The sequence below is a fragment of the Acidithiobacillus marinus genome, assembly GCF_002847505.1.
GTDB lineage: Bacteria > Pseudomonadota > Gammaproteobacteria > Acidithiobacillales > Acidithiobacillaceae > Acidithiobacillus > Acidithiobacillus marinus.
Map to the genome: position 1 here is coordinate 1 of NZ_MXAV01000036.1, position 19006 is coordinate 19006.

A 19006-nucleotide genomic window follows, 5' to 3' on the forward strand; every position below is an offset into this window, starting at 1 on the left:
AACAAAAAGACTCCAATTGGTATTAAATGTTCCTCTTGTTTATCGACAGACTACTTATGAGATTGGTGGGGAGGGCGATGCCAGTAATGCATTGGGACAGGCGACAGTGACCACACATGGTCCAAGGCTAGGTGACATCAGTTTCGGTGCATATTACCAATTGCTCACTGAAAGTAAAAACTGGCCAAGCCTGACAGGAAGTTTGTTGCTCACCGCTCCTACCGGAATAAATCCTTATGGAATAAAAACTTATCAGCCTGATGGGAATAACAGTAATTTGACAGTGCCCACAAGCCTACCCACTGGTAACGGGGTTTGGACATTGAATCCTAGCTTGTCTTTTGTGTCCACCTCTGATCCGGCTATTTTTTTCGGAAGCGTGGGTTATTATTACAATTTGAACAGGAACTTCCCCGATGTGAGCACTACACCAGATGTTATACAGCCCGGTCAGATCGCTTTAGGAAATGCTTTCCAATATAGTTTAGGTGTGGCCTTTGCGCTCAATGATCGTTTGAGTTTGAGTACATCTTTCGCTGATAGACTTCAAAGCGATACTAAAATCCGGACTCCAAGTGGAAACTGGTCGGCTATTGTCGGCAGTGGAGCTAATGTAGCAGAAGTTAATGTGGGAATGACTTACGCGTTTACTCCCAAAACATCATTGATTTTGAATCTGGCGGCAGGCATGACCAGCAGTGCCCCCAGTTTTCAGCTTACCGCAACTATTCCTTATAACTTCTAACGTATTATTGAATGCCTCTCATAGTATTGAGAATAGCCGGTAATTCTGCGAGCTGCGGGGCGGTCGCTTTCGCAGGATTGATACCCAGCGTTAAGGACATTCGATTCTGTATATTATTCATATTACTTTTCACTTGGGAAATTTGATAAAGACCGTTTGAGCCAATCCCTTGTCGGATGCTGGCCCCTTCGCCACTGAGGGCCATGGATAACTGTCCTGGCTGCACGGTCAGTGTAACTCCATTTATACTTTGTTGTCCTGCTGTTATTGCTGTGCCAGTGTTGACATTATTGGTTGGTGCACCATTGATGACGTTCAACGATAATTTGTTCTGTACGCTGTTACTGGTCCCGCCTATCTGGATAGCCTGTGTTACTCCGTGGGTATTATTGAGTCCCTCACCATTGATTGAGTTGTTGCCTGATGATATTTGTGACGCAGGTATTTTGCCGAGTGTATTATAGGTTATCGTAGGTTTGAAAATATTTCCCTGGCTATTCAGGGCGATATTCATAGTGCTTTGCATAGTTGATTGGTCATGGGGAGATGTCCAGTTAGTCTGCATTTGTACCCCAAAATAGACAATGGTGCCGCCAATAACGCCACGTCCTATGATCTGAGATAAAGTTTGATCAGTTACTGTCTGTACATTTATGCTGGTCATAGGACAACTAAGTGTCACGGCAGATGCTACTGGGCTGGCCATCAACCAGGACAAGCTGACACAGCAACCTAAAAGTCTGGCGGATTGATGTACTTTGTATGTCATCATTTTGTGAGTCCTCTCAAGAAGTGACCTGCTTGTTGATTTAGAAATAACTGGCTTGATCAAAACCAAAATGTGCGGGTTTGAGTATTGATTTTGGCCATATGCCATGAAGGAGTTTAAGCGCGCTGGGGGGCTCTGGTGGTGTCAGGAGCACTGAGTGTGGCTCAAATCCTTTACCAAATACGGCAAATACAATTTTGTTCCAGTCCTTCAAAAACATACTTTTAGGCATGATGCGATTACCTAGTGCCGGGTCGGCAATATAAACATTTCTTGGGCCCGTTTTTTCGAGAACTACGAAGTGTTTGTAGCCGCCTAAATCCAGGAGAACAATAACCGGGATGTGAATTTTTTCCAGCTCGGCGGAGTCGACAAAGTAACCTTCTCCTTTCAAGCCGATCTTGTCTACATAGCGTTTCAAGTCAAGCATGGAGAAGCCGACTTTTTTAACCTCAGTTGGATTGCTCACGGTGAAAAGACCTTTAATGACCTCTTCTTCGTCAACATTCTGACCAAATGCGTATTTCAATATGGTTGCCAAGGAAGCCGCACCACAGGAAAAATCAGTGTGTTGCCGCACAACATGGATAAAATGCATCTCAATCATATTCTTGACTGGCAAGTGGATGATGCCTGCGCCTGGAATTGCATTTCCGAAGGCTGCTGCCTTCACAATGTTACTTTGAACCATAAAAAAAACCGCAATGAGCATTATGGCGAGAAGCATGAAAGGACGGGTAGTAGAAAACATATTTAAATCTCCAGCCAAGTCGTGTAAAACCGCCACCCCGAAGGGTGGCGAAATCTTAGACGAAACTCAGCGGGTAACGCTGGCGATGGCTAAGGAGTTTACCTGCTGGTTGTTATTACCGGAGGCAACATTCAGTCCGATGTTTCCAGAAGCGCCCCGCAATGCATTACCATCTACGGTGCTGGTGTAGGTGGAGTTCAGGCTACCACTGGTGTTGAGAAGTGCTACCTGTTCGATGGGGGCAGTTGCGGATCCCATTGCCTTCGCTGATGCGATAGATGCTATAGCCAGACCATTTTGTTGCTGATTCTGGGAGCCAGAAGCCACGTTGATGTTGATGTTACCACGAGCATTCTGGGCCGCATTTCCACTCAGACCTGCGCCATCGGTTACATTGGTATCGGATGTGGCATTTCCCATTTGCAGCTGGTTGGCACTTGCAGTCGCTTCAGCGTAATCCGTATGATAGACGTTATGACTGTCCTTGGTGGCGCTGATCGCGGTGGCGTTGGTTTGCTGGTTGCTGTTGCCAGACGCAAGATTTGCCCCAATGTTTCCAGCAGCTCCTGTCAGGGCATTTTCTCCAAGGCCGGCAATGTTTCTGCTGTTTGTCTGATCCCAGTAGAGCGGAGCCTGCATGGTACCGTTGCTACCCATGGACTGCGTGTTATCCACAGAAGCTATTGCCCCAACGGAGAAGTTTTCACGGTTTTTGTTGGTTGTGTAAGCAACGGAGAGATTGTTACTTTGCTGATTGCTGATGCCTGCGGCTTCATTGACACCGATATTGCCATCTGCATTACTGAGTACGTTGCCGTAAAGACCAGTATTATTACTGGCATCCGCTGATTGACCGAAATTCGCGGCACTGAGGTTCATGTTTGAACCAGCAACCTGCATGGCCGACGTAGTTGCAAGAGCACGGTTAGAGTAAGTGCTGTAAGCAGTTGAAAGGTTATTTTGTTGCTGATTGAAAGTGCCTGAGGCCATGTTGACGCCAACATTGCCTGCGGCACCTGACAATGCATTACCGGACAAACTCACCAAGTTGGCGCCATTCATGACTGAGTAGGCATAATCCAAATATTCCTGTTGATTGGCGCTAACTTTTGCAATGGTATTGGCAGAAGAGGTGATATTACTGTCTGAAGACAGTGATCCAGCATTGCCCTGCTGATTTTGAGAGCCGGTGGCGATATTGATGCCGACATTGCCTGACGAACCTGCAGCAGCGTTGCCGCTGAGAATGGAATCCGTATTGCTATTCCAGACAGATTGCTGTGCATTCATAGTGCTGAGCTGTCCATTATCGACATTGGCTCCAGCAAAAGCCAGAGGGGAAAGGCACAATGCCGCTACGGCCAAGGCAATGGGGCTGAATTTACGAGATGTTTTCATGATGATCTCCTTAAGTGGAAAAAAACAACAGTGAAATAAATACTACCTAGTGAAGCACACCCGGGGCTATCCCAAGTGCAAAGCTATTTGCTGAAGTGTTGCCAGATCCTGAAACCTGATTGATCTGCACAATACCTGCAGCACCCTTGAATGCTGTGGCAGTAATTGCCACAGTATTAAAATCGCTGGATGAATCCGTTGTGGAAGCCTGTTTAGGGAGGGCCGTGACACTTTGTGCCAAAATGCTATTGGGTACTGGCTTTGTGGCTCCCATAACCATGTTAATACTATTGATTTGTGTATTTCCGCTACCAGCAACTTGATTGATAGTAATGACACCCTGGCTGTGAGCAAAAGCGTTATCTCCGATGATGCTGTTAGATTGAATATGAGATGGCTGCTGAGGGGCTGCTGAGGCGGCATCCATGTAAATGCCACTTAGTGACAGAACTAATCCCATAAAAATGCCTGCTGATAATTTTCTCATCCTGTACACCCTCTCCAGCTGATTACAGATCACCGGTTAGCCATCATGCTGATGCTTTGTAGATTATTTCCACCGCCCAATTCAATAGAGCTTTTACCGCCGCCAGAGCGATTCTGCAGTTCATCCCAGAGGACAACGCTGTTGCTGTTACGGGTCACAGTGGGTAAATTGACTGGAACACCCTTACCAGCAACTTCCCCAAGCATTTTGTCAGACAGGGTGTTGTTATGCCCGATGAATGGATCTGCTTGTGCGGCTTCAGAAGAACTTTTATTAAAAACTTTTTGTTGAATGATTGTGCTCGTTATTTTTAAATGATTTGTTTTCTGCACGGCAGTTCCTGCATGGGCAAAACCTATGCACAGCGTCCCGCACAAAAGACCCACCAAGAATGATGAACGTTTATGTTTGAACAGAACTTTTTTAGTATCCATTGCGCATGCACCAATAAGTAGTGGTTTACGGGATACTTAATGCAGCTATCGTGCCAATCAATTAAACACATATGTATCAATAGGTTGTATATTTTTGCGGTTCAGGCTCTCCGATACTTGTGTAATAAAGGAGAGACATGATCGCATATCCATCTGGGCGACACTTTCTCGCTTATACAAATATTTCTTTTTAATCAGTGTGTTGTTATTGTTTTTGAGGGTTTGTGCAGGTTTGATGAAGGTGTAAGGTCTTTGTTACAGCTAATTTGCTTTGCCAGTCTGAGATTATTTTTGACTGCGGTAGGTGATCAGTTGCTGTGAAATTATCATCGTGGGAATGCAGATATGGGCAGAGATTTTTCTTGGCGTGACAAAAAAACCGGCCCCCAAAGGAGGCCGGTTCTCTGACAGTAGTGACGTCTGGATGAAAAGGCTTAGAAGCCGCCCATACCACCCATACCACCCATACCACCCATACCACCCATACCACCCATGTCACCACCCATATCTCCGCCTGCCTTGTCGTCTTTCTTGGGCAGTTCGGTGACCATGGCTTCCGTGGTGATCATCAGGCCGGCAATGCTGGAGGCCTTCTGCAACGCGGTGCGGGTGACCTTGGTCGGGTCGATGACGCCCATTTCGAACATGTCACCATATTCGTCGGTAGCGGCGTTGTAACCATAGCCTGCCTTGCCATCCACTACCTTGTTGAGGATCACGCTGCCTTCGCCACCGGCGTTGGCGACGATCTGCCGCAAAGGTTCTTCAATGGCGCGACGGATGATGGCCACGCCCATATCCTGGTCATGGTTGTCAGTCTTGAACTTCTCCAGGGCGTGACGGGCGCGCACCAGAGCCACACCGCCGCCGGGGACGATGCCTTCTTCGACGGCAGCACGGGTAGCGTGCAGGGCGTCTTCGACACGGGCCTTTTTCTCCTTCATTTCCATTTCGGAGCCGGCACCGACCTTGATGACCGCAACGCCGCCCGCCAGTTTGGCGACACGTTCCTGCAGTTTTTCACGATCGTAGTCGGAGCTGGCGTCTTCCATCTGACGACGGATCTGCTCGACACGGGCCTTGATTTCGCTCTGCTGGCCGGCACCATCAATAATGGTGGTGTTTTCCTTGTCGATGACGACTTTCTTGGCCTGGCCGAGGTCGGCGAGGGTGGTGCTTTCCAGTTTCATGCCGATTTCTTCGGAAACCACGCGACCGCCGGTGAGGATGGCCATATCTTCGAGCATCGCCTTGCGACGATCACCAAAGCCCGGAGCCTTGACGGCGGCGACCTTGATGATGCCGCGCATGGTGTTGACCACCAGGGTAGCCAGAGCTTCGCCTTCCACGTCTTCGGCAATGATCAGCAGAGGACGGCTGGACTTGGCCACCTGTTCCAGGACGGGCAGCATGTCACGGATGGAAGAAATCTTCTTGTCGTGGAGAAGAATATAAGGATTCTCCAGGTCGGCCACCATCTTGTCCTGATTGTTGACGAAGTAGGGGGACAGATAACCGCGATCAAACTGCATACCTTCGACGACATCCAGTTCGTTGTCGAGACCGGAACCTTCTTCCACGGTGATGACGCCTTCGTTGCCGACCTTTTCCATGGCTTCAGCAATGATCTTGCCGATAGAGTCATCGGAGTTGGCAGAAATGGTGCCGACCTGAGCGACTTCTTTCTGGGTCTTGCAGGGCTTGGACTGTTTTTTCAGTTCTTCGACGATGACCGTGACGGACTTATCGATACCGCGCTTGAGGTCCATGGGGTTCATGCCGGCGATGACGGCCTTAAGGCCCTCGCGGATGATGGCCTGGGCCAGAACCGTGGCGGTGGTGGTGCCGTCACCGGCTTCATCGGAAGCCTGGGAGGCCACTTCTTTCACCATCTGGGCGCCCATGTTTTCAAACTTGTCGGCCAGTTCGATTTCCTTGGCGACAGAAACACCGTCCTTGGTGATGGTGGGGGCACCGAATGACTTGTCGAGGACCACGTTACGGCCTTTGGGGCCCAGGGTAACCTTGACGGCATCGGCAAGTACGTTGACGCCGCGCAGCATTTTTTCGCGGGCGTGTTCAGCAAAGGCAACTTGTTTGGCTGGCATAAATACTCCTCAAAATAGATGAATGTGGGTGACTATTCAGCAATGATTACTTTTCGATAACCGCCATGATGTCGTCTTCACGCATCACCAGCAGCTCTTCACCTTCCACCTTGATTTCGGTGCCGGCATATTTGGCAAACAGTACCTGGTCGCCTTTTTTGACATCCAGGGCGCGGACTTTGCCATCTTCCAGAATCTTGCCATGGCCAGCAGCGACGATTTCGCCACGGACCGGCTTTTCCTTGGCAGTGTCGGGGATGATGATCCCGCCAGCCGTTTTCTGCTCTTCTTCCAAACGACGAATTACGACGCGATCATGTAAAGGACGCAGTTTCATTGATCATTTCCTCGTGTTTACAGTGAATGGATGACTTCATCCTGGGTGTTGTTAGCAGTCACACCCATCGAGTGCTAATCATAGGCGCTGAGATTTTGCTGTCAAGGGGGGCGGACTGTTGACCGGCCTTATGGCGTAGGCCAGAGGTGCTGCAGGCTATGAAGTAAAACCTGGTCGGCACCCTGCAGACGATGATTGATGCCGGGCAAAGGGCGCAAGGCCAGTTGCTCACCATGGGTGCAAGCTGCGAACTGATAGCTGAGTGACAAGGGTACCGCCTCGTCCTCAGTACCATGGAGGATTTCAACGGGGCAGTGCAGGTATGCCGGAAAGCGCAACAGATCATATTGCCAACTGTCAGCCACCAGATCGAAACGCATGCGTAACTCTCCGAGCCCGTAATGATCCTGCCAGCAGCGGAGATTGCTTTCCTGCCAATGCTGACGGTCTTCCTGGGAAAGCGTACGAAAGAGAGTTTGAATGAAGTTGAAGGCGGGGGCGATGAGGAGGAGGGCGCGCACCCGTTCGGGCCAGCGCGTGGCGGCAATGGCGGCCAGCCATCCGCCCATGCTGGAGCCGACCAGAATGACGGGTCGGTTTTCCAGCATCTGCAGAATCAGGTGCAGATCTTCCAGGTAGCGACTCAGGGTCAGTTTTTCAAAAACACCGTCAGAACGACCCACTCCACGGGGATCAAAGCGCACCCAGGACCAGCCTTGATGCTGAGCCTGTGCTGCGAGGAGCCGGGACTTTGAACCCTGCATGTTGGAGGCAAAACCGGGCAGAAAAATACCCACGGGATCCTGATGATTTTCATGCATAAGACCGGAGAGTCTTTCACCATTGGCATGTACGAGAGTAAAGGGACGTTCGGCAAAAGTCGTCATGGCTGTGGGCTCCACACAAAAAAAGGGCGAACTGAATAGTCGCCCTAAAACCACAAAGGAGGAAAGAAACATGCGCTCGCAATCCAAAACTACAGAAGCAGATTGCCAGATCATATTAGCAAATGATGTATCTGTGCGCAAATAACATTCCGACCGGTCGGAAAAAAAGAAGGGCGAAACCCGAAGGCTCGCCCTAAAACCACCAAAGGAGGAAGAAACATGCGCTCGCAACCTGTCACAGCCGCTTGCAAAAGATTGGAACACGAGTTTTTCAAAAAGTTCCTGGGCAGTTTTCGCTGACCACAAATCCCTTATGCTGATGGTCCGGAGATCATGATGGCCTGCTTGTTGCTTGATTCAGAGACGGGTAGGCTGCCTTATTTCCCCCTCCCGGGTTGATTCTACAAGCTGCAGGAGTGAAATCAGGATGGTTGTTCGGCAAACACATAGGACCCTTTGGGACAGATTCATCGTTTTCTGCAGTGCCCTTCTGTTATTGGGCTTGATGGCTCCCTTGGCAACTGCCGCACATTTCCTCAGTCCGGAGCAGGCGTTTCGTTTTTCCGCAACACTCGCCAGTCCCCATCACCTGTTGTTGCGCTGGGATGTCGCTCCTGGATATCACCTGTATCGGGACCGTATTAAAATTGCCTTGCTTCCTGACAATATTGTGCCTGGAAAATATACCCTTCCCAAAGGGGTGATGCTGAACGACCCCGCTTTTGGCAAAATGCGGGTGCTGGAAGGTGAAAATACCGTAACAGTCCCATTTTCGGTGAAAGGAACCGCGCCCCGGACCCTGGAAGTCAAGGCAACTTATCAGGGCTGTGCCAATGCAGGAGTGTGCTATCCCGAACAGAGCAAAATGGTTCAAGTTTCTTTGCTGGCCGCCCCTTCTCCTGCGCAATCTCCAGCACCAGCGCCAGCTCCTCAGCTGCATGCTCAGCCTGCCAAGCCGCACTCGTCCAGCAATGCCGGGGCCTTGGCGGGTGCGCTGCAGGATAGTTTCTGGCTGACTTTGGGGCTTTTTTTCCTTTCTGGTCTGGGCTTAGCCTTTACGCCCTGCATATTTCCGATGATTCCCATTCTTTCAGGGTTGATTGTCGGCCAAGAGGCAAAACGCGGAGGACAAAAATCCCGCGCCTTTGCTCTGTCTTTAGCTTATGTGCTGGGCATGGCCTTGACTTATACCATTGCCGGAGTACTTGCTGCCATTACCGGTGCTTACTTGCAGGCGGTGTTCCAAAATCCCTGGGTTCTGGGTGCCTTTGCCTTGATTTTTGTATTGTTATCCCTGTCCATGTTTGGATTTTACGACTTGCAGATGCCCAGCAGCCTGCAAACCCGGCTTTCCCGAATGGGTAAGGGCGGGCATTTGTTCAGCAGCTTTGTCATGGGTGCCTTGTCGGCATTGATTGTGGGACCCTGTGTGGCAGCTCCTCTGGCAGGTGCTTTATTATTCATTTCCCGGACCGGAAATGTGTTTCTGGGGGGGGTGTCTTTGTTCGCCCTGAGTCTGGGAATGGGGGTGCCGCTGCTGATTATCGGTACTTCGGCGGGTCGTTTGCTCCCTCGAGCTGGAGCCTGGATGGACGCTGTCAAAGCCGTTTTTGGGGTGTTGATGCTGGGGGTCGCCATCTGGTTATTAACCCGGATTCTGCCGGGACCCGTCAGTCTTGCCCTTTGGTCAGCACTCGCCATCCTCTCTGCTATCTATCTGGGAGCCCTGGACAGTTTGACAGCCGAAGTAACCGGCTGGCAGCGCTTTTGGAAAGGAGTTGGTATTATTCTGCTGGCCTATGGCCTGATCATGGGTGTGGGTGCACTGAGTGGCGCTAGTGATCCGCTACAGCCTCTTGTGCGCTTTCTGCTGGTCAATAAGGGTGCGGAACAACAGCAGGCGGGATTGCACTTTACAGTGGTCAAAAGTCCGGCAGCTCTGGATGCCGCCTTGCAGCAGGCCAAGGGTAAACCGGTGCTGATTGATTACTGGGCCAGCTGGTGTGTGGAATGTGCGCGGATGGATAAAGTGACCTTTGCGACGCCAGCGGTGGAAAAGGCCTTGGATAATCGGGTGTTGATCCGTGTCGATGTCACTCAAGATGATCCCAGTAGCCGGGCATTGCTGAAGCGCTTTCACCTTGTCGGCCCGCCTGCTTTTATGGCCATCGCCGCGAATGGGCAGATACAGGCCCAGCAGGAGGGTTACCTGGGGCCCCAGGGATTCCTGCACTGGTTGCCCTGAAACCCCGCGCTGTTCATTGCGGCAGCGCGCCCGGTGAAGTCTCTCTCTGCAATTGCTCTCCGGATGTCCAGGAACTGTCTACCCGGAATCAGGCTTAGTGACCTGCCACTTTTTTCAGTGGCCCGCCTTTCAGTACATAGAGAGTGCCACAATAGGGACAGCGGGCCTCGCCGCTTTCCTCTATTTTGAGAAATACCCGGGGATGACCATTCCAGCGGCTCATCCCCGGTTGTGGACAGTAGAGTGGTAATTGCCGGGGTTCCACTTCAGTAAAACCGCGATTGCAACAATGAATAGTCTCTTTCATGATTCAGCCTGCAAGGTGCAGCCATTCCGGATGATCGTCCCGACGCCCGGCCACGGTGTCAAAATAACGGCCTTGCAGTTGCGTGGTGATGGGTCCCCGGCCACCGTTTCCAATGATTCTGCCATCAATTTCGCGAATGGGCGTCACTTCGGCGGCTGTGCCCGTAAAAAACGCCTCGTCAGCAATGTAGAATTCATCACGGGTAAGCTGCTTCTCGACAATGGGAATGCCGGCATCCCGGGCAAATCGCATAATGGTGTCGCGGGTAATGCCCTCCAGGGCGCTGGTCAGAGTGGGGGTGTATAAAATGCCGTCGCGCAGCATGAACACATTTTCCCCGGAACCTTCAGCCACATAGCCTTCACGGTCCAGGAGCAGGGCTTCATCGTATCCGCAGGAAGACGCCTCGCGCTGGGCCAGCATGGAATTCATGTAGTTGCCGGTCGCCTTGGCTTTGCACAGGTGAATATTTACCTGATGACGATTGAAAGAACTGACCTTGACGCGAATGCCATTTTCCAAGGCTTCCTGTCCCAGGTAGCTGCCCCAACTCCAGGCCGCAATCAGGGCATGGACTTTCAGCCCCTTGGCAGACAGTCCCATGCCTTCGGCGCCATAGAAAAGGAGCGGGCGGATATAGGCAGATTCCAGTTGGTTGACGCGAATCACTTCCTTGGTGGCAGCGTTGATGTCCGCTTCACTGAAGGGGACTTCCATCTGCAGGATTTTGGCGCTGTTGAAAAGCCGCTTGGTGTGTTCCGGCAAGCGGAAAATGGCCGCACCCTGAGGGGTGGCATAAGCCCTTTCACCTTCAAAGCAGCCCATGCCATAGTGCAGGCTGTGGGTCAGTCCATGGACTGTAGCTTCTCTCCAGGGCACCATTTTGCCGTCAAACCAGATAAAACCGTCGCGATCTTCCATGGACATCCTGACTTCTCCTTAATCCGTATAACTGCCAATCCATTCCTGCCAGATGCGGCGCACTTGTTGGGAAGCGTCCTGCAAGGCGTCCCAATGCGCGCTGTCATCTGCATGTACGTTATTTTCCTGCAAATTCAGCCAGCGTTCATTTTCTACTTGCCGGTAGAGTTGCCAGGCATGCAGCAATACCGAACCATGTTGTTTATCCCATATACCGGATTGCATCAAGGCACGGATGGCTGCAGCGGTTCCGGTATTCTGACATAATTCGGGCTTCAGCGGGCAAGCGCCTAGCATAGCAAATTGTACCAGAAACTCGATATCTGTCAGTGCGCCCGGACTGAGCTTCAGATGAAATGCCCCCGACGCTATGTTTTTGTGATCAAAAATGCGCTTGCGCATGTCCCTCACGGCGCTTTGTAAGGTATTGGAGTCACGGGGGTTACACAGGATTTCCTGGCGGAGGGTTTCAAAATGCGCCCCCAGTTGCGGATCTCCGGCTACCCAACGGGCCCGGGTCAGAGCCTGGTGTTCCCATACCCAGGCAGACTGCTGCTGATAGCGACGGAAGGCTTCCAGACTACTGACCAAAGGCCCCGACTGACCGCTGGGGCGCAGGCGCATGTCAATCTCGTAGAGCACGCCCGCGCGGGTCAAGGTGCTGAGGAGGTGGATGAGCCGTTGTCCGAGGCGGGCAAACCAGGTGGATGCGAGGAGGGGAGACGGCCCGTCACTCTCAGCATCGGGTGGAGCATCATAAATGTAGATCAGATCAAGGTCCGAGGCGAAGCCCATTTCCTGTCCACCCAGCTTGCCCAGGGCGATCACTGCGAAAGCCGCCGCGCGGCCATCTCGGGCGCAAATACGACCATGGCGCCGCTCCATCTCCTGTTGGGCCCAGCCCAATGCGGTCTGTAGCGTTAATTGTGCCATAGTACTGAGTTGGCCCAGCAGATCCTCCACGGGTAATTGTCGCGTCCAGAAGCTGGCGGCAAGGCGCACCTGTTCGCCATTTTTGAAGCGCCGCAGGGTATCCATGCGTTCTTCCTGGTCTTCCGCATAGGCTAGCTGGGTATGCAGAATACTGGGCCACTCCCCGGAGGGTTGCTGCTGGCTGAGCACCTCATCCAGCAGCACAGGAAAACGTGCCAGTTGTTGGGCTAGCCAAGGGCTGTGCAGCAAGGCACTGCAGTGCTCAAGATATCGGGGGTTTTCGGCTAGGAGCGCGAGGTAATTGGCTTTGCTGAGAATGGCTTCAAGCAGGTTCAGAAAATGCAGGAGGAGGGCGTCTGGGTTTTCTTCCTGCCCGCATATATCCAATATCTGCGGCAGCAGGTGATCCAGACGGAGTCGTCCTGTTGTAGAAAGGCGCGATGAGACATCCCGGCTATGGGCAAAGCGCCAGAGCCGCGTCCAGATTTCGGAGGGACTGGAAAAATGCAGGCTGCGCAGGATCTCGTCGGGGAGGATGTCCTGAGCATGGTTCTGGGCGTGATACCAAAGCTGCTGTCCTTTTTCGGATTGACCGTGAAGAGGCTGATCCTGGGGTGCCAGGGTCTGTACAAAAATCGAATGCACTTGCTGGCGCAAATGGTCCAGTTCAGTGCGAAAGCTTTCCACATTCGGGTAATGCATAGCGCAGGCCAGGCGTTGCCATTCGCGGTCGCTGTTCGGCAATTGCTGGGTTTGCTGATCCTCCACCATTTGCAGGCAGTGCTCGGCATTGCGCAAAAACAAGTAGGCCTTGCCCAGTAATTGAAAGTCTCTTTCGGGCAATAATCCCAGTTTATGTAAGGTATTGAGAGTGCTGAGGGTATTGCTATCCCGTAATTGTGGATGGCGGCCACCGTGAATAATCTGCAAGGACTGACAGATGAATTCAATTTCACGGATGCCGCCCTGGCCTTTTTTGATGTCCTGACGACTTTCGCCCTGCTCCGCATCCATCAGTGCTTTGACCTCACGCAGTCCTTGCAAGGCGGTAAAATCCAGATAGCGGCGATATACAAAAGGCTGAAGCATTTCCAGCAACTGTTTGCCGAAGTGCGCGTCTCCCGCTACAGGTCGGGCTTTGATAAAAGCATAACGCTCCCAGCTCCGTCCATGTACCTGGTAGTAATGCTCCATAGCGGCAGCGCTGATGCACAGAGGGCCGGCATCCCCGAAGGGGCGCAGACGCATATCCACGCGAAAGCAGAAACCTTCTGCCAGTGGTTGGTCGAGACTCTGAATCAGCCAGCGTCCCAGACGACTGAAATATTCACTGTTATCGAGAGGACGCGGACCATCGCTACTACCGTTTTCGCTGAAGCAGAAAATGAGATCAATATCCGAAGAAACATTCAGCTCTTTTCCACCCAGTTTTCCCATGCCGATGACCGTGAAAAATACAGGTTTACCCGTTGCAGTCATCGGTCGCCCATGCTTTTCTTCGAGTAAGCTCAGACCGTATTTACAGGCTGCTTGGAGGCAGGTTTCGGCCAGAATGCTCAAGGCCGCTACGGTTTTCGGCATTTGCTCGCCGGCTTTGCGGTCCTCCCAGAGGATTTCGACCATCCGCGCATTGCGATAATGGCGCAGGGCGCTGTTGAATACATCTGCGCTGCTGTGATGCAGAACAGGAAACGGAGTTGTTTTTCCTTTTGCCAGTGCGAGCACGTGTGCAGGATGGCGTTGCAAATATTGGCGAGAAAAAGGGCTTATGCAGGCAAGCTGCAGCCAATGCCGGAAAAAACTCGGAGGACAGGCCATCAAATCCTGGCGCTGCTCGGTCGATAAGGTTTCCCAGATCAACTGCACCATCTCTGTAAGGGCATCCTGATCTACCGGAGTGGCCGCGAGATATTGGGTGAGCATGACAGGTAAAGTACTTTTGGTCATTAAGCTTTACTCGACAGGAAGGATTTCTGTAGTGTAGCTGAACCAGGTCGTGCTCCGTCTATGCATATTCTCTAAGTAGTAAACCCTGCAGCCGGTAGGTCACGCTCCTCTTCCCGTGCAATCACAAAGGATCAATGCGCCCATGGACGCCCAACTTGCGGTCATTCAGATGGTTTCTACGGAAAGCCTTGCAGAGAATCTGGAAGAGGCTGCCAAGCTGATCCAGGAGGCCGCCAGTCAGGGGGCGGATCTGGTCCTGCTCCCCGAAAATTTTGCCTTCATGGGTCGTCATGAAACCGACAAGTTGGCGCTCATGGAAGCCGATGGCGAGGGAATTATTCAGTCCTGGCTGGCAGCCCAGGCCCATCAGCATGGTTGCTGGCTGGTGGGTGGCAGCATCCCGCTCGCAGCACCCGATGGGCGGTGTTTCGCTACCTGTCTGGTTTTTGATGCGCAAGGGTTGCGCCGGGCGCGCTATGACAAGATCCATCTTTTTGATGTGGATCTTGCCGATGGGGAAATGTACCGGGAATCCCGCAGCATTGCTCCCGGCAAAACGCCGGTACAGGTTGAAACCCCTTGGGGCATGATGGGGTTGTCCATTTGTTATGATTTGCGTTTTCCAGAGTTATATCGGCGTTATGCCGGGGCGGAGATACTGGTCGTGCCGAGCGCCTTCACCCGCCAGACCGGCAGCGCCCACTGGGAGAGTCTGCTGCGCGCCCGGGCCATCGAAAACCAGGCGTATGTGCTGGCCGCCGATCAGGGCGGCGTTCACCAGAACGGCCGCCAGACCTTTGGTGGCAGCATGATCATTGATCCCTGGGGGCAGGTCCTGGCCCGCAGGGAACAGGGGCCGGGCTGGGTGATGGCTGGAATGGACAGGGAGTTCCTGCAGCGCTGCCGCAAGCAGTTACCGGTTTTGCAGCATCGGCAGCCAGCTTACCAGGCGATATAGGCATAGCCCTTCTGCTGCAGGGTCATGAGATCCACCGCGCCACTGAATACCGGAACCGCCTGTGGGATCAAATCCGCCTTGTCGATATGAATGGTTTTCATGGTTTGCTCACAGGCGTTAAAAATCACCCCGTACATATGCAGGCTTTCCACCTGTTCCCGGATGAATTTTTCATAATGCTGATGATTTTTGGGGGCCTTGACAAGTAGCCAGATGCCTGGTCCAAAACAGTCGATGACAATGTCGGCATCGCTGTTGAAGTGCCCTAGAACGACTGCAGCGCTATGCAGAATATCCAGTACATAAGCCGGATCTGATTTGTTGAGCTGAAAAACCACCTTGTTTTTGGTGGGTCCCATCAAGCCTTCAGCATTACTCTGGGCACTGATGGCCAGGGCTCCCGCTCCGGCAACAGCGGCCATACCTCCGATAAACTGACGACGGGAATGGTTTTTGGATTGGGTCATGTTATTCTCCAGAATTTTACGGATAAGATATCCCCTGAAGCATAGCAAGAATTGCGCCGGGGGAGGCGCAGAAACTGGAGGGGCGTTGGGATGAGCCAGATGGTAGCGGCTGGAGAGAATGCATGAAGCAGTTTAACGGAGCCTTTTTTCGCGACTTGTGGCGGATCAGCAAGCCCTACTGGTGGCATTCTGAAGAGCGCTGGAGTGCCCGGGGTGTTTTTGCGCTGATCATTCTGCTCAATTTGTTCATGGTGTTCATTTCCTACCGGATTACTCAGTGGTATGCGGTTTTCTGGAACGCCTTGCAGCATTTTGCCGTTGATGCAGCCTGGCATCAGATGCTGATTTTTCTGCTGTTGGCGGCTTCTTATGTTGCGGCTGGTGTGTCTCAGGTTTTTTTCACCCAGATGCTGGAAATTCGTTGGCGACGGTGGCTGACCCGGCATTATCTCGATAACTGGCTGTCCAAAAGTACCTTTTACCACATGCAGGTACTCGGGGATGGAACGGATAACCCCGATCAGCGTATCAGCGAAGATCTGGCCAGTTTTACCAACCAGACCCTGAACATCATCATCGGCCTGCTGAGTTCGGTGACCACCCTCGCGGCCTTTGTCTTCATGCTCTGGGAATTGTCGGCCATGATTACCATTCCATGGAATGGATCTTTATATACCATTCCCGGTTATCTGGTTTGGGCGGCCCTGATCTATGCCGTGTTTGGTACGATTTTGACGGCCCTGATCGGCCGCCCGCTGATCAAACTCAATTTCAACCAGGAACGCTATCAGGCCGATTTTCGTTTCAGCATGATGCGCCTGCGCGAAAACAGCGAGAGCGTGGCCTTATATGGCGGTGAGAGCGAAGAGCGCCATCATTTCCTCCAGCGTTTCGCCAGTGTATATGCCAACTACTGGCGGATTATCTGGCGGTCCATGCGCCTCAACTGGTGGGTGTCGGGTTATGGTCAGGCCGCCATTATTTTCCCTATCATCGTCAGTATGCCTGCCTATTTTGTGAACAAGGCTATCGGCATTGGGGGGCTGCAACAAATTGCCTCTGCCTTTGCCCAGGTGCAGGGTGCTCTGTCTTTTATTGTCAGCAGTTACAGCAGTCTGGCCAACTGGCATGCGGTAGTCGATCGTCTGCGCTATTTTGAACAATCCATGGAAGAAGTGCGGGTTATTCGCGAAACCCACTATCAGATTGAATGTCGTGATGCCCCCTGTTTGCAGGTCAGGCATCTCAATGTGCGTTTACCCGATGGTCGGGAGCTGGTGCATGACCTGAACCTCGACGTGCAGCGGCGTGAACGGCTCTTGATCATGGGACCTTCCGGGGGTGGTAAAAGTACCCTGATCCGGGGGCTGGCAGGTATCTGGCCATTTGGTGACGGCGAAATCGGGCTACCCAAGGCCGATCGCCCACTGTTTCTTCCCCAGAAACCTTATCTCCCCCTCGGCACCCTGCGGGAAGTGCTGGTGTATCCTTTTGGTGTGACGGACTTGGATGACCGGCGCCTGCAGCAGATTCTCGGTCTGGTGGGGATGTCCGGGCTGCAGGACAAGCTGGAGGACTCCCGGCTCTGGTCTCATGTGTTATCCTTGGGGGAACAACAGCGGCTGGCCTTTGCGCGGGTGCTGGTGCAAAAACCCCGATGGCTGTTTCTGGACGAGGCCAGTTCAGCACTGGATGAGCCCGCTGAGTGTCAGTTGTATCAGTTACTCATAGAGGCTTTGCCCGAAACGGCCATGATCAGTGTGGGGCATCGTTCCAGTTTGTTGCGCTACCATCAGCGTTGTCTGCGACTGCAGGGGAATGGTGCCTGGGTGCTGGAATCCTTGCCGGAGCAAGACTCGTCTGGAGGGCTGCAACCAGCGCCCGTATGAAAGTGTATGTGTCACCGGGTAGCCAGTGACCCATGCGATGCTTTTCAGTCAATATGATGTATCAGGAATTTCAAGGAGACATAACGATGGCGATGACAGCAAAAGATTTACCCATAGGTGGGGCCATGCCCGCTTTTTCTCTGCCCGTGGGCGGGGATAAAACGCAATGGTCCAGCAGCTCTGCCCAGGGCAAGCCATTATTGGTGCTGTTTATCTGCAATCACTGTCCGTATGTACTACATATCAGCCAGCAGCTCGGGGAATTGACCCGGCAGTGGCAGCGTCAGGGGTTACAGGTGGTCGCCATCAACAGTAATGACCCGGAAACCTACCCCGAAGATGCCCCCGAGAAAATGCCGGCGGAAGCACGGCGGGCTGGTTATGATTTCCCGTATCTTTTTGATGGGGAGCAAAGTGTGGCAAAGGCTTTCAACGCCGTATGCACCCCCGATATTTTTCTGTTTGATCAGGCCAGCAAGCTTTTTTACCACGGGCAGTTTGATGATAGCCGTCCCAAGAACACGCTTCCGGTTACCGGCAAGGATTTGTCGGCGGCAGTGGAGGCTGTACTCAATGGCGGGGAAGCACCGGACAAAGTCCTCCCCAGTGTGGGCTGCAGCATCAAATGGCGGGCGGGCAACGAACCGGAGGACTGGGCATGAGTACATCCAAACCCTGCGCCGTAGTCACTGGGGCTTCTTCCGGAATTGGTGCGGAAACGGCCCGCCAACTGGCGTGGCAAGGCTACCAGGTCTATCTGGGTGCCCGGCGCCTGGAGCGACTCCAGGCCCTGGCTGCGGAAATCCAGGGGGTCGCTCTGCCCCTGGATGTCACTGACACGGAAAGTGTTCGTCAGTTTGTGGAGCAGCTACCCGAAGCTGTCGATGTGCTGGTCAACAATGCGGGTGGGGCATTGGGTCTGGAAGCCATTGCCGATATGGAAGAATCTCACTGGCAACGCATGTGGGACAGTAATGTCCTCGGCCTGGCGCGCATGAGTAAAGCTTTGTACCCCAGACTCCTGAAAGCCGCTTCGGGGACAGGGCATCTGATCAATATCGGCAGTATTGCTGCCCATGAAACCTATGCCGGCGGTGGGGGTTACACGGCCTGCAAACATGCGGTGAAAGCCATTACCGAAACCCTGCGCGTGGAATGGCTGGGTCAACCCATTCGTATCAGCGAAATCGACCCGGGACTGGTGGAAACCGAATTCAGTCTGGTGCGCTTTGCTGGAGACGCGGAACGAGCGGCCAATGTGTATGCCGGTATGGAACCCCTGGTTGCAGCGGATATTGCCGAGGCGATTGTCTGGGTAGTGAGCCGTCCCGCCCATGTCAATATTGATGAAATCATCATCAAACCCCGGGATCAGGCCCGAGCAGGGCTGGTGCATCGGCGCTGAGTGTTTTTTTATCATCAT

General features: G+C 52.7%; 18 protein-coding genes. 6 read left to right on the plus strand and 12 right to left on the minus strand.

Annotated elements, in window-relative coordinates; all coding sequences use genetic code 11:
• Window positions 1–745, plus strand: a 745-nt coding sequence (locus tag B1757_RS09535; protein WP_101538094.1) for a hypothetical protein, incomplete at its 5' end; no start/stop codon positions are given.
• 4 nt (window positions 746–749) lie between these two features.
• Here the strand turns inward: B1757_RS09535 and B1757_RS09540 are convergent.
• The 8 genes from B1757_RS09540 to B1757_RS09575 all read right to left on the minus strand — a co-directional run bounded on the left by B1757_RS09540 (window position 750) and on the right by B1757_RS09575 (window position 7916).
• Window positions 750–1517 carry a hypothetical protein gene (locus tag B1757_RS09540; protein ID WP_101538095.1) on the minus strand — a complete coding sequence of 256 codons (768 nt, stop codon included), beginning with the start codon at window positions 1515–1517 and terminating at the stop codon, window positions 750–752.
• A gap of 37 nt (window positions 1518–1554) precedes the next feature.
• Window positions 1555–2265: a C39 family peptidase gene (locus tag B1757_RS09545; protein WP_101538096.1), complete on the minus strand. Its 711-nt coding sequence runs from the start codon at window positions 2263–2265 to the stop codon at window positions 1555–1557.
• Window positions 2266–2331: 66 nt separating this feature from the next.
• Window positions 2332–3663 carry a FapB/FapC family functional amyloid domain-containing protein gene (locus B1757_RS09550; RefSeq protein ID WP_101538097.1) on the minus strand — a complete coding sequence of 444 codons (1332 nt, stop codon included), beginning with the start codon at window positions 3661–3663 and terminating at the stop codon, window positions 2332–2334.
• 46 nt (window positions 3664–3709) lie between these two features.
• Window positions 3710–4150 (minus strand): FapB/FapC family functional amyloid domain-containing protein, encoded by a 441-nt coding sequence (locus B1757_RS09555; RefSeq protein ID WP_101538098.1) that lies wholly within the window; start codon window positions 4148–4150, stop codon window positions 3710–3712.
• Window positions 4151–4179: 29 nt separating this feature from the next.
• Entirely contained in the window at window positions 4180–4584 is a 405-nt protein-coding gene (locus tag B1757_RS09560; RefSeq protein ID WP_143484241.1) for a hypothetical protein, read from the minus strand.
• Window positions 4585–5018: 434 nt separating this feature from the next.
• Window positions 5019–6692, minus strand: coding sequence for a chaperonin GroEL (gene groL, locus B1757_RS09565; RefSeq protein WP_101538100.1), 1674 nt, complete (start codon window positions 6690–6692; stop codon window positions 5019–5021).
• Window positions 6693–6738: 46 nt separating this feature from the next.
• The gene (groES, locus tag B1757_RS09570; protein ID WP_101538101.1) at window positions 6739–7029 is read right to left on the minus strand and encodes a co-chaperone GroES; all 291 of its coding nucleotides are present in this window, start codon (window positions 7027–7029) and stop codon (window positions 6739–6741) included.
• 128 nt (window positions 7030–7157) lie between these two features.
• A complete protein-coding gene (locus B1757_RS09575; RefSeq protein WP_253253798.1) occupies window positions 7158–7916 on the minus strand; it encodes an alpha/beta fold hydrolase in 759 nt (252 codons plus the stop codon).
• Window positions 7917–8343: 427 nt separating this feature from the next.
• Between B1757_RS09575 and dsbD the strand changes: the two genes are divergently transcribed.
• Window positions 8344–10161 carry a protein-disulfide reductase DsbD gene (gene dsbD / locus B1757_RS09580; protein ID WP_101538103.1) on the plus strand — a complete coding sequence of 606 codons (1818 nt, stop codon included), beginning with the start codon at window positions 8344–8346 and terminating at the stop codon, window positions 10159–10161.
• A gap of 94 nt (window positions 10162–10255) precedes the next feature.
• On the opposite strand, the gene B1757_RS09585 is transcribed toward dsbD, so the two are convergent.
• The 3 genes from B1757_RS09585 to glnE are packed head-to-tail and all read right to left on the minus strand — an operon-like array spanning window position 10256 to window position 14269.
• Entirely contained in the window at window positions 10256–10468 is a 213-nt protein-coding gene (locus tag B1757_RS09585; protein ID WP_101538104.1) for a zinc-finger domain-containing protein, read from the minus strand.
• A 3-nt stretch (window positions 10469–10471) separates the two neighbouring features.
• Window positions 10472–11395 (minus strand): branched-chain amino acid transaminase, encoded by a 924-nt coding sequence (locus B1757_RS09590; RefSeq protein WP_101538105.1) that lies wholly within the window; start codon window positions 11393–11395, stop codon window positions 10472–10474.
• A 12-nt stretch (window positions 11396–11407) separates the two neighbouring features.
• Window positions 11408–14269: a bifunctional [glutamate--ammonia ligase]-adenylyl-L-tyrosine phosphorylase/[glutamate--ammonia-ligase] adenylyltransferase gene (gene glnE / locus B1757_RS09595; protein ID WP_101538106.1), complete on the minus strand. Its 2862-nt coding sequence runs from the start codon at window positions 14267–14269 to the stop codon at window positions 11408–11410.
• A 142-nt stretch (window positions 14270–14411) separates the two neighbouring features.
• Between glnE and B1757_RS09600 the strand changes: the two genes are divergently transcribed.
• Window positions 14412–15227 carry a carbon-nitrogen hydrolase family protein gene (locus tag B1757_RS09600; RefSeq protein ID WP_101538107.1) on the plus strand — a complete coding sequence of 272 codons (816 nt, stop codon included), beginning with the start codon at window positions 14412–14414 and terminating at the stop codon, window positions 15225–15227.
• Here the strand turns inward: B1757_RS09600 and B1757_RS09605 are convergent.
• Entirely contained in the window at window positions 15212–15694 is a 483-nt protein-coding gene (locus tag B1757_RS09605) for a DsrE family protein (RefSeq protein ID WP_101538108.1), read from the minus strand. The two genes, B1757_RS09600 and B1757_RS09605, sit on opposite strands and share 16 nt — an antisense overlap.
• Window positions 15695–15816: 122 nt before the next feature.
• Between B1757_RS09605 and B1757_RS09610 the strand changes: the two genes are divergently transcribed.
• The 3 genes from B1757_RS09610 to B1757_RS09620 all read left to right on the plus strand — a co-directional run bounded on the left by B1757_RS09610 (window position 15817) and on the right by B1757_RS09620 (window position 18988).
• A complete protein-coding gene (locus B1757_RS09610) occupies window positions 15817–17583 on the plus strand; it encodes an ABC transporter ATP-binding protein/permease (protein ID WP_101538109.1) in 1767 nt (588 codons plus the stop codon).
• A gap of 86 nt (window positions 17584–17669) precedes the next feature.
• Window positions 17670–18245: a thioredoxin family protein gene (locus tag B1757_RS09615; protein ID WP_101538110.1), complete on the plus strand. Its 576-nt coding sequence runs from the start codon at window positions 17670–17672 to the stop codon at window positions 18243–18245.
• The gene (locus tag B1757_RS09620) at window positions 18242–18988 is read left to right on the plus strand and encodes an SDR family NAD(P)-dependent oxidoreductase (RefSeq protein ID WP_101538111.1); all 747 of its coding nucleotides are present in this window, start codon (window positions 18242–18244) and stop codon (window positions 18986–18988) included. Before B1757_RS09615 ends, B1757_RS09620 begins: the two co-directional genes overlap by 4 nt.
• Window positions 18989–19006: the final 18 nt, after the last annotated feature.

Bases quoted from the DNA above. Each gene is read 5' to 3' on its own strand.
- B1757_RS09540 (WP_101538095.1), bottom strand. From the start codon at position 1,517: ATGATGACATACAAAGTACATCAATCCGCCAGACTTTTAGGTTGCTGT.
- B1757_RS09545 (WP_101538096.1), bottom strand. From the start codon at position 2,265: ATGTTTTCTACTACCCGTCCTTTCATGCTTCTCGCCATAATGCTCATT.
- B1757_RS09550 (WP_101538097.1), bottom strand. From the start codon at position 3,663: ATGAAAACATCTCGTAAATTCAGCCCCATTGCCTTGGCCGTAGCGGCA.
- B1757_RS09555 (WP_101538098.1), bottom strand. From the start codon at position 4,150: ATGAGAAAATTATCAGCAGGCATTTTTATGGGATTAGTTCTGTCACTA.
- B1757_RS09560 (WP_143484241.1), bottom strand. From the start codon at position 4,584: ATGGATACTAAAAAAGTTCTGTTCAAACATAAACGTTCATCATTCTTG.
- groL (WP_101538100.1), bottom strand. From the start codon at position 6,692: ATGCCAGCCAAACAAGTTGCCTTTGCTGAACACGCCCGCGAAAAAATG.
- groES (WP_101538101.1), bottom strand. From the start codon at position 7,029: ATGAAACTGCGTCCTTTACATGATCGCGTCGTAATTCGTCGTTTGGAA.
- B1757_RS09575 (WP_253253798.1), bottom strand. From the start codon at position 7,916: ATGACGACTTTTGCCGAACGTCCCTTTACTCTCGTACATGCCAATGGT.
- dsbD (WP_101538103.1), top strand. From the start codon at position 8,344: ATGGTTGTTCGGCAAACACATAGGACCCTTTGGGACAGATTCATCGTT.
- B1757_RS09585 (WP_101538104.1), bottom strand. From the start codon at position 10,468: ATGAAAGAGACTATTCATTGTTGCAATCGCGGTTTTACTGAAGTGGAA.
- B1757_RS09590 (WP_101538105.1), bottom strand. From the start codon at position 11,395: ATGTCCATGGAAGATCGCGACGGTTTTATCTGGTTTGACGGCAAAATG.
- glnE (WP_101538106.1), bottom strand. From the start codon at position 14,269: ATGACCAAAAGTACTTTACCTGTCATGCTCACCCAATATCTCGCGGCC.
- B1757_RS09600 (WP_101538107.1), top strand. From the start codon at position 14,412: ATGGACGCCCAACTTGCGGTCATTCAGATGGTTTCTACGGAAAGCCTT.
- B1757_RS09605 (WP_101538108.1), bottom strand. From the start codon at position 15,694: ATGACCCAATCCAAAAACCATTCCCGTCGTCAGTTTATCGGAGGTATG.
- B1757_RS09610 (WP_101538109.1), top strand. From the start codon at position 15,817: ATGAAGCAGTTTAACGGAGCCTTTTTTCGCGACTTGTGGCGGATCAGC.
- B1757_RS09615 (WP_101538110.1), top strand. From the start codon at position 17,670: ATGGCGATGACAGCAAAAGATTTACCCATAGGTGGGGCCATGCCCGCT.
- B1757_RS09620 (WP_101538111.1), top strand. From the start codon at position 18,242: ATGAGTACATCCAAACCCTGCGCCGTAGTCACTGGGGCTTCTTCCGGA.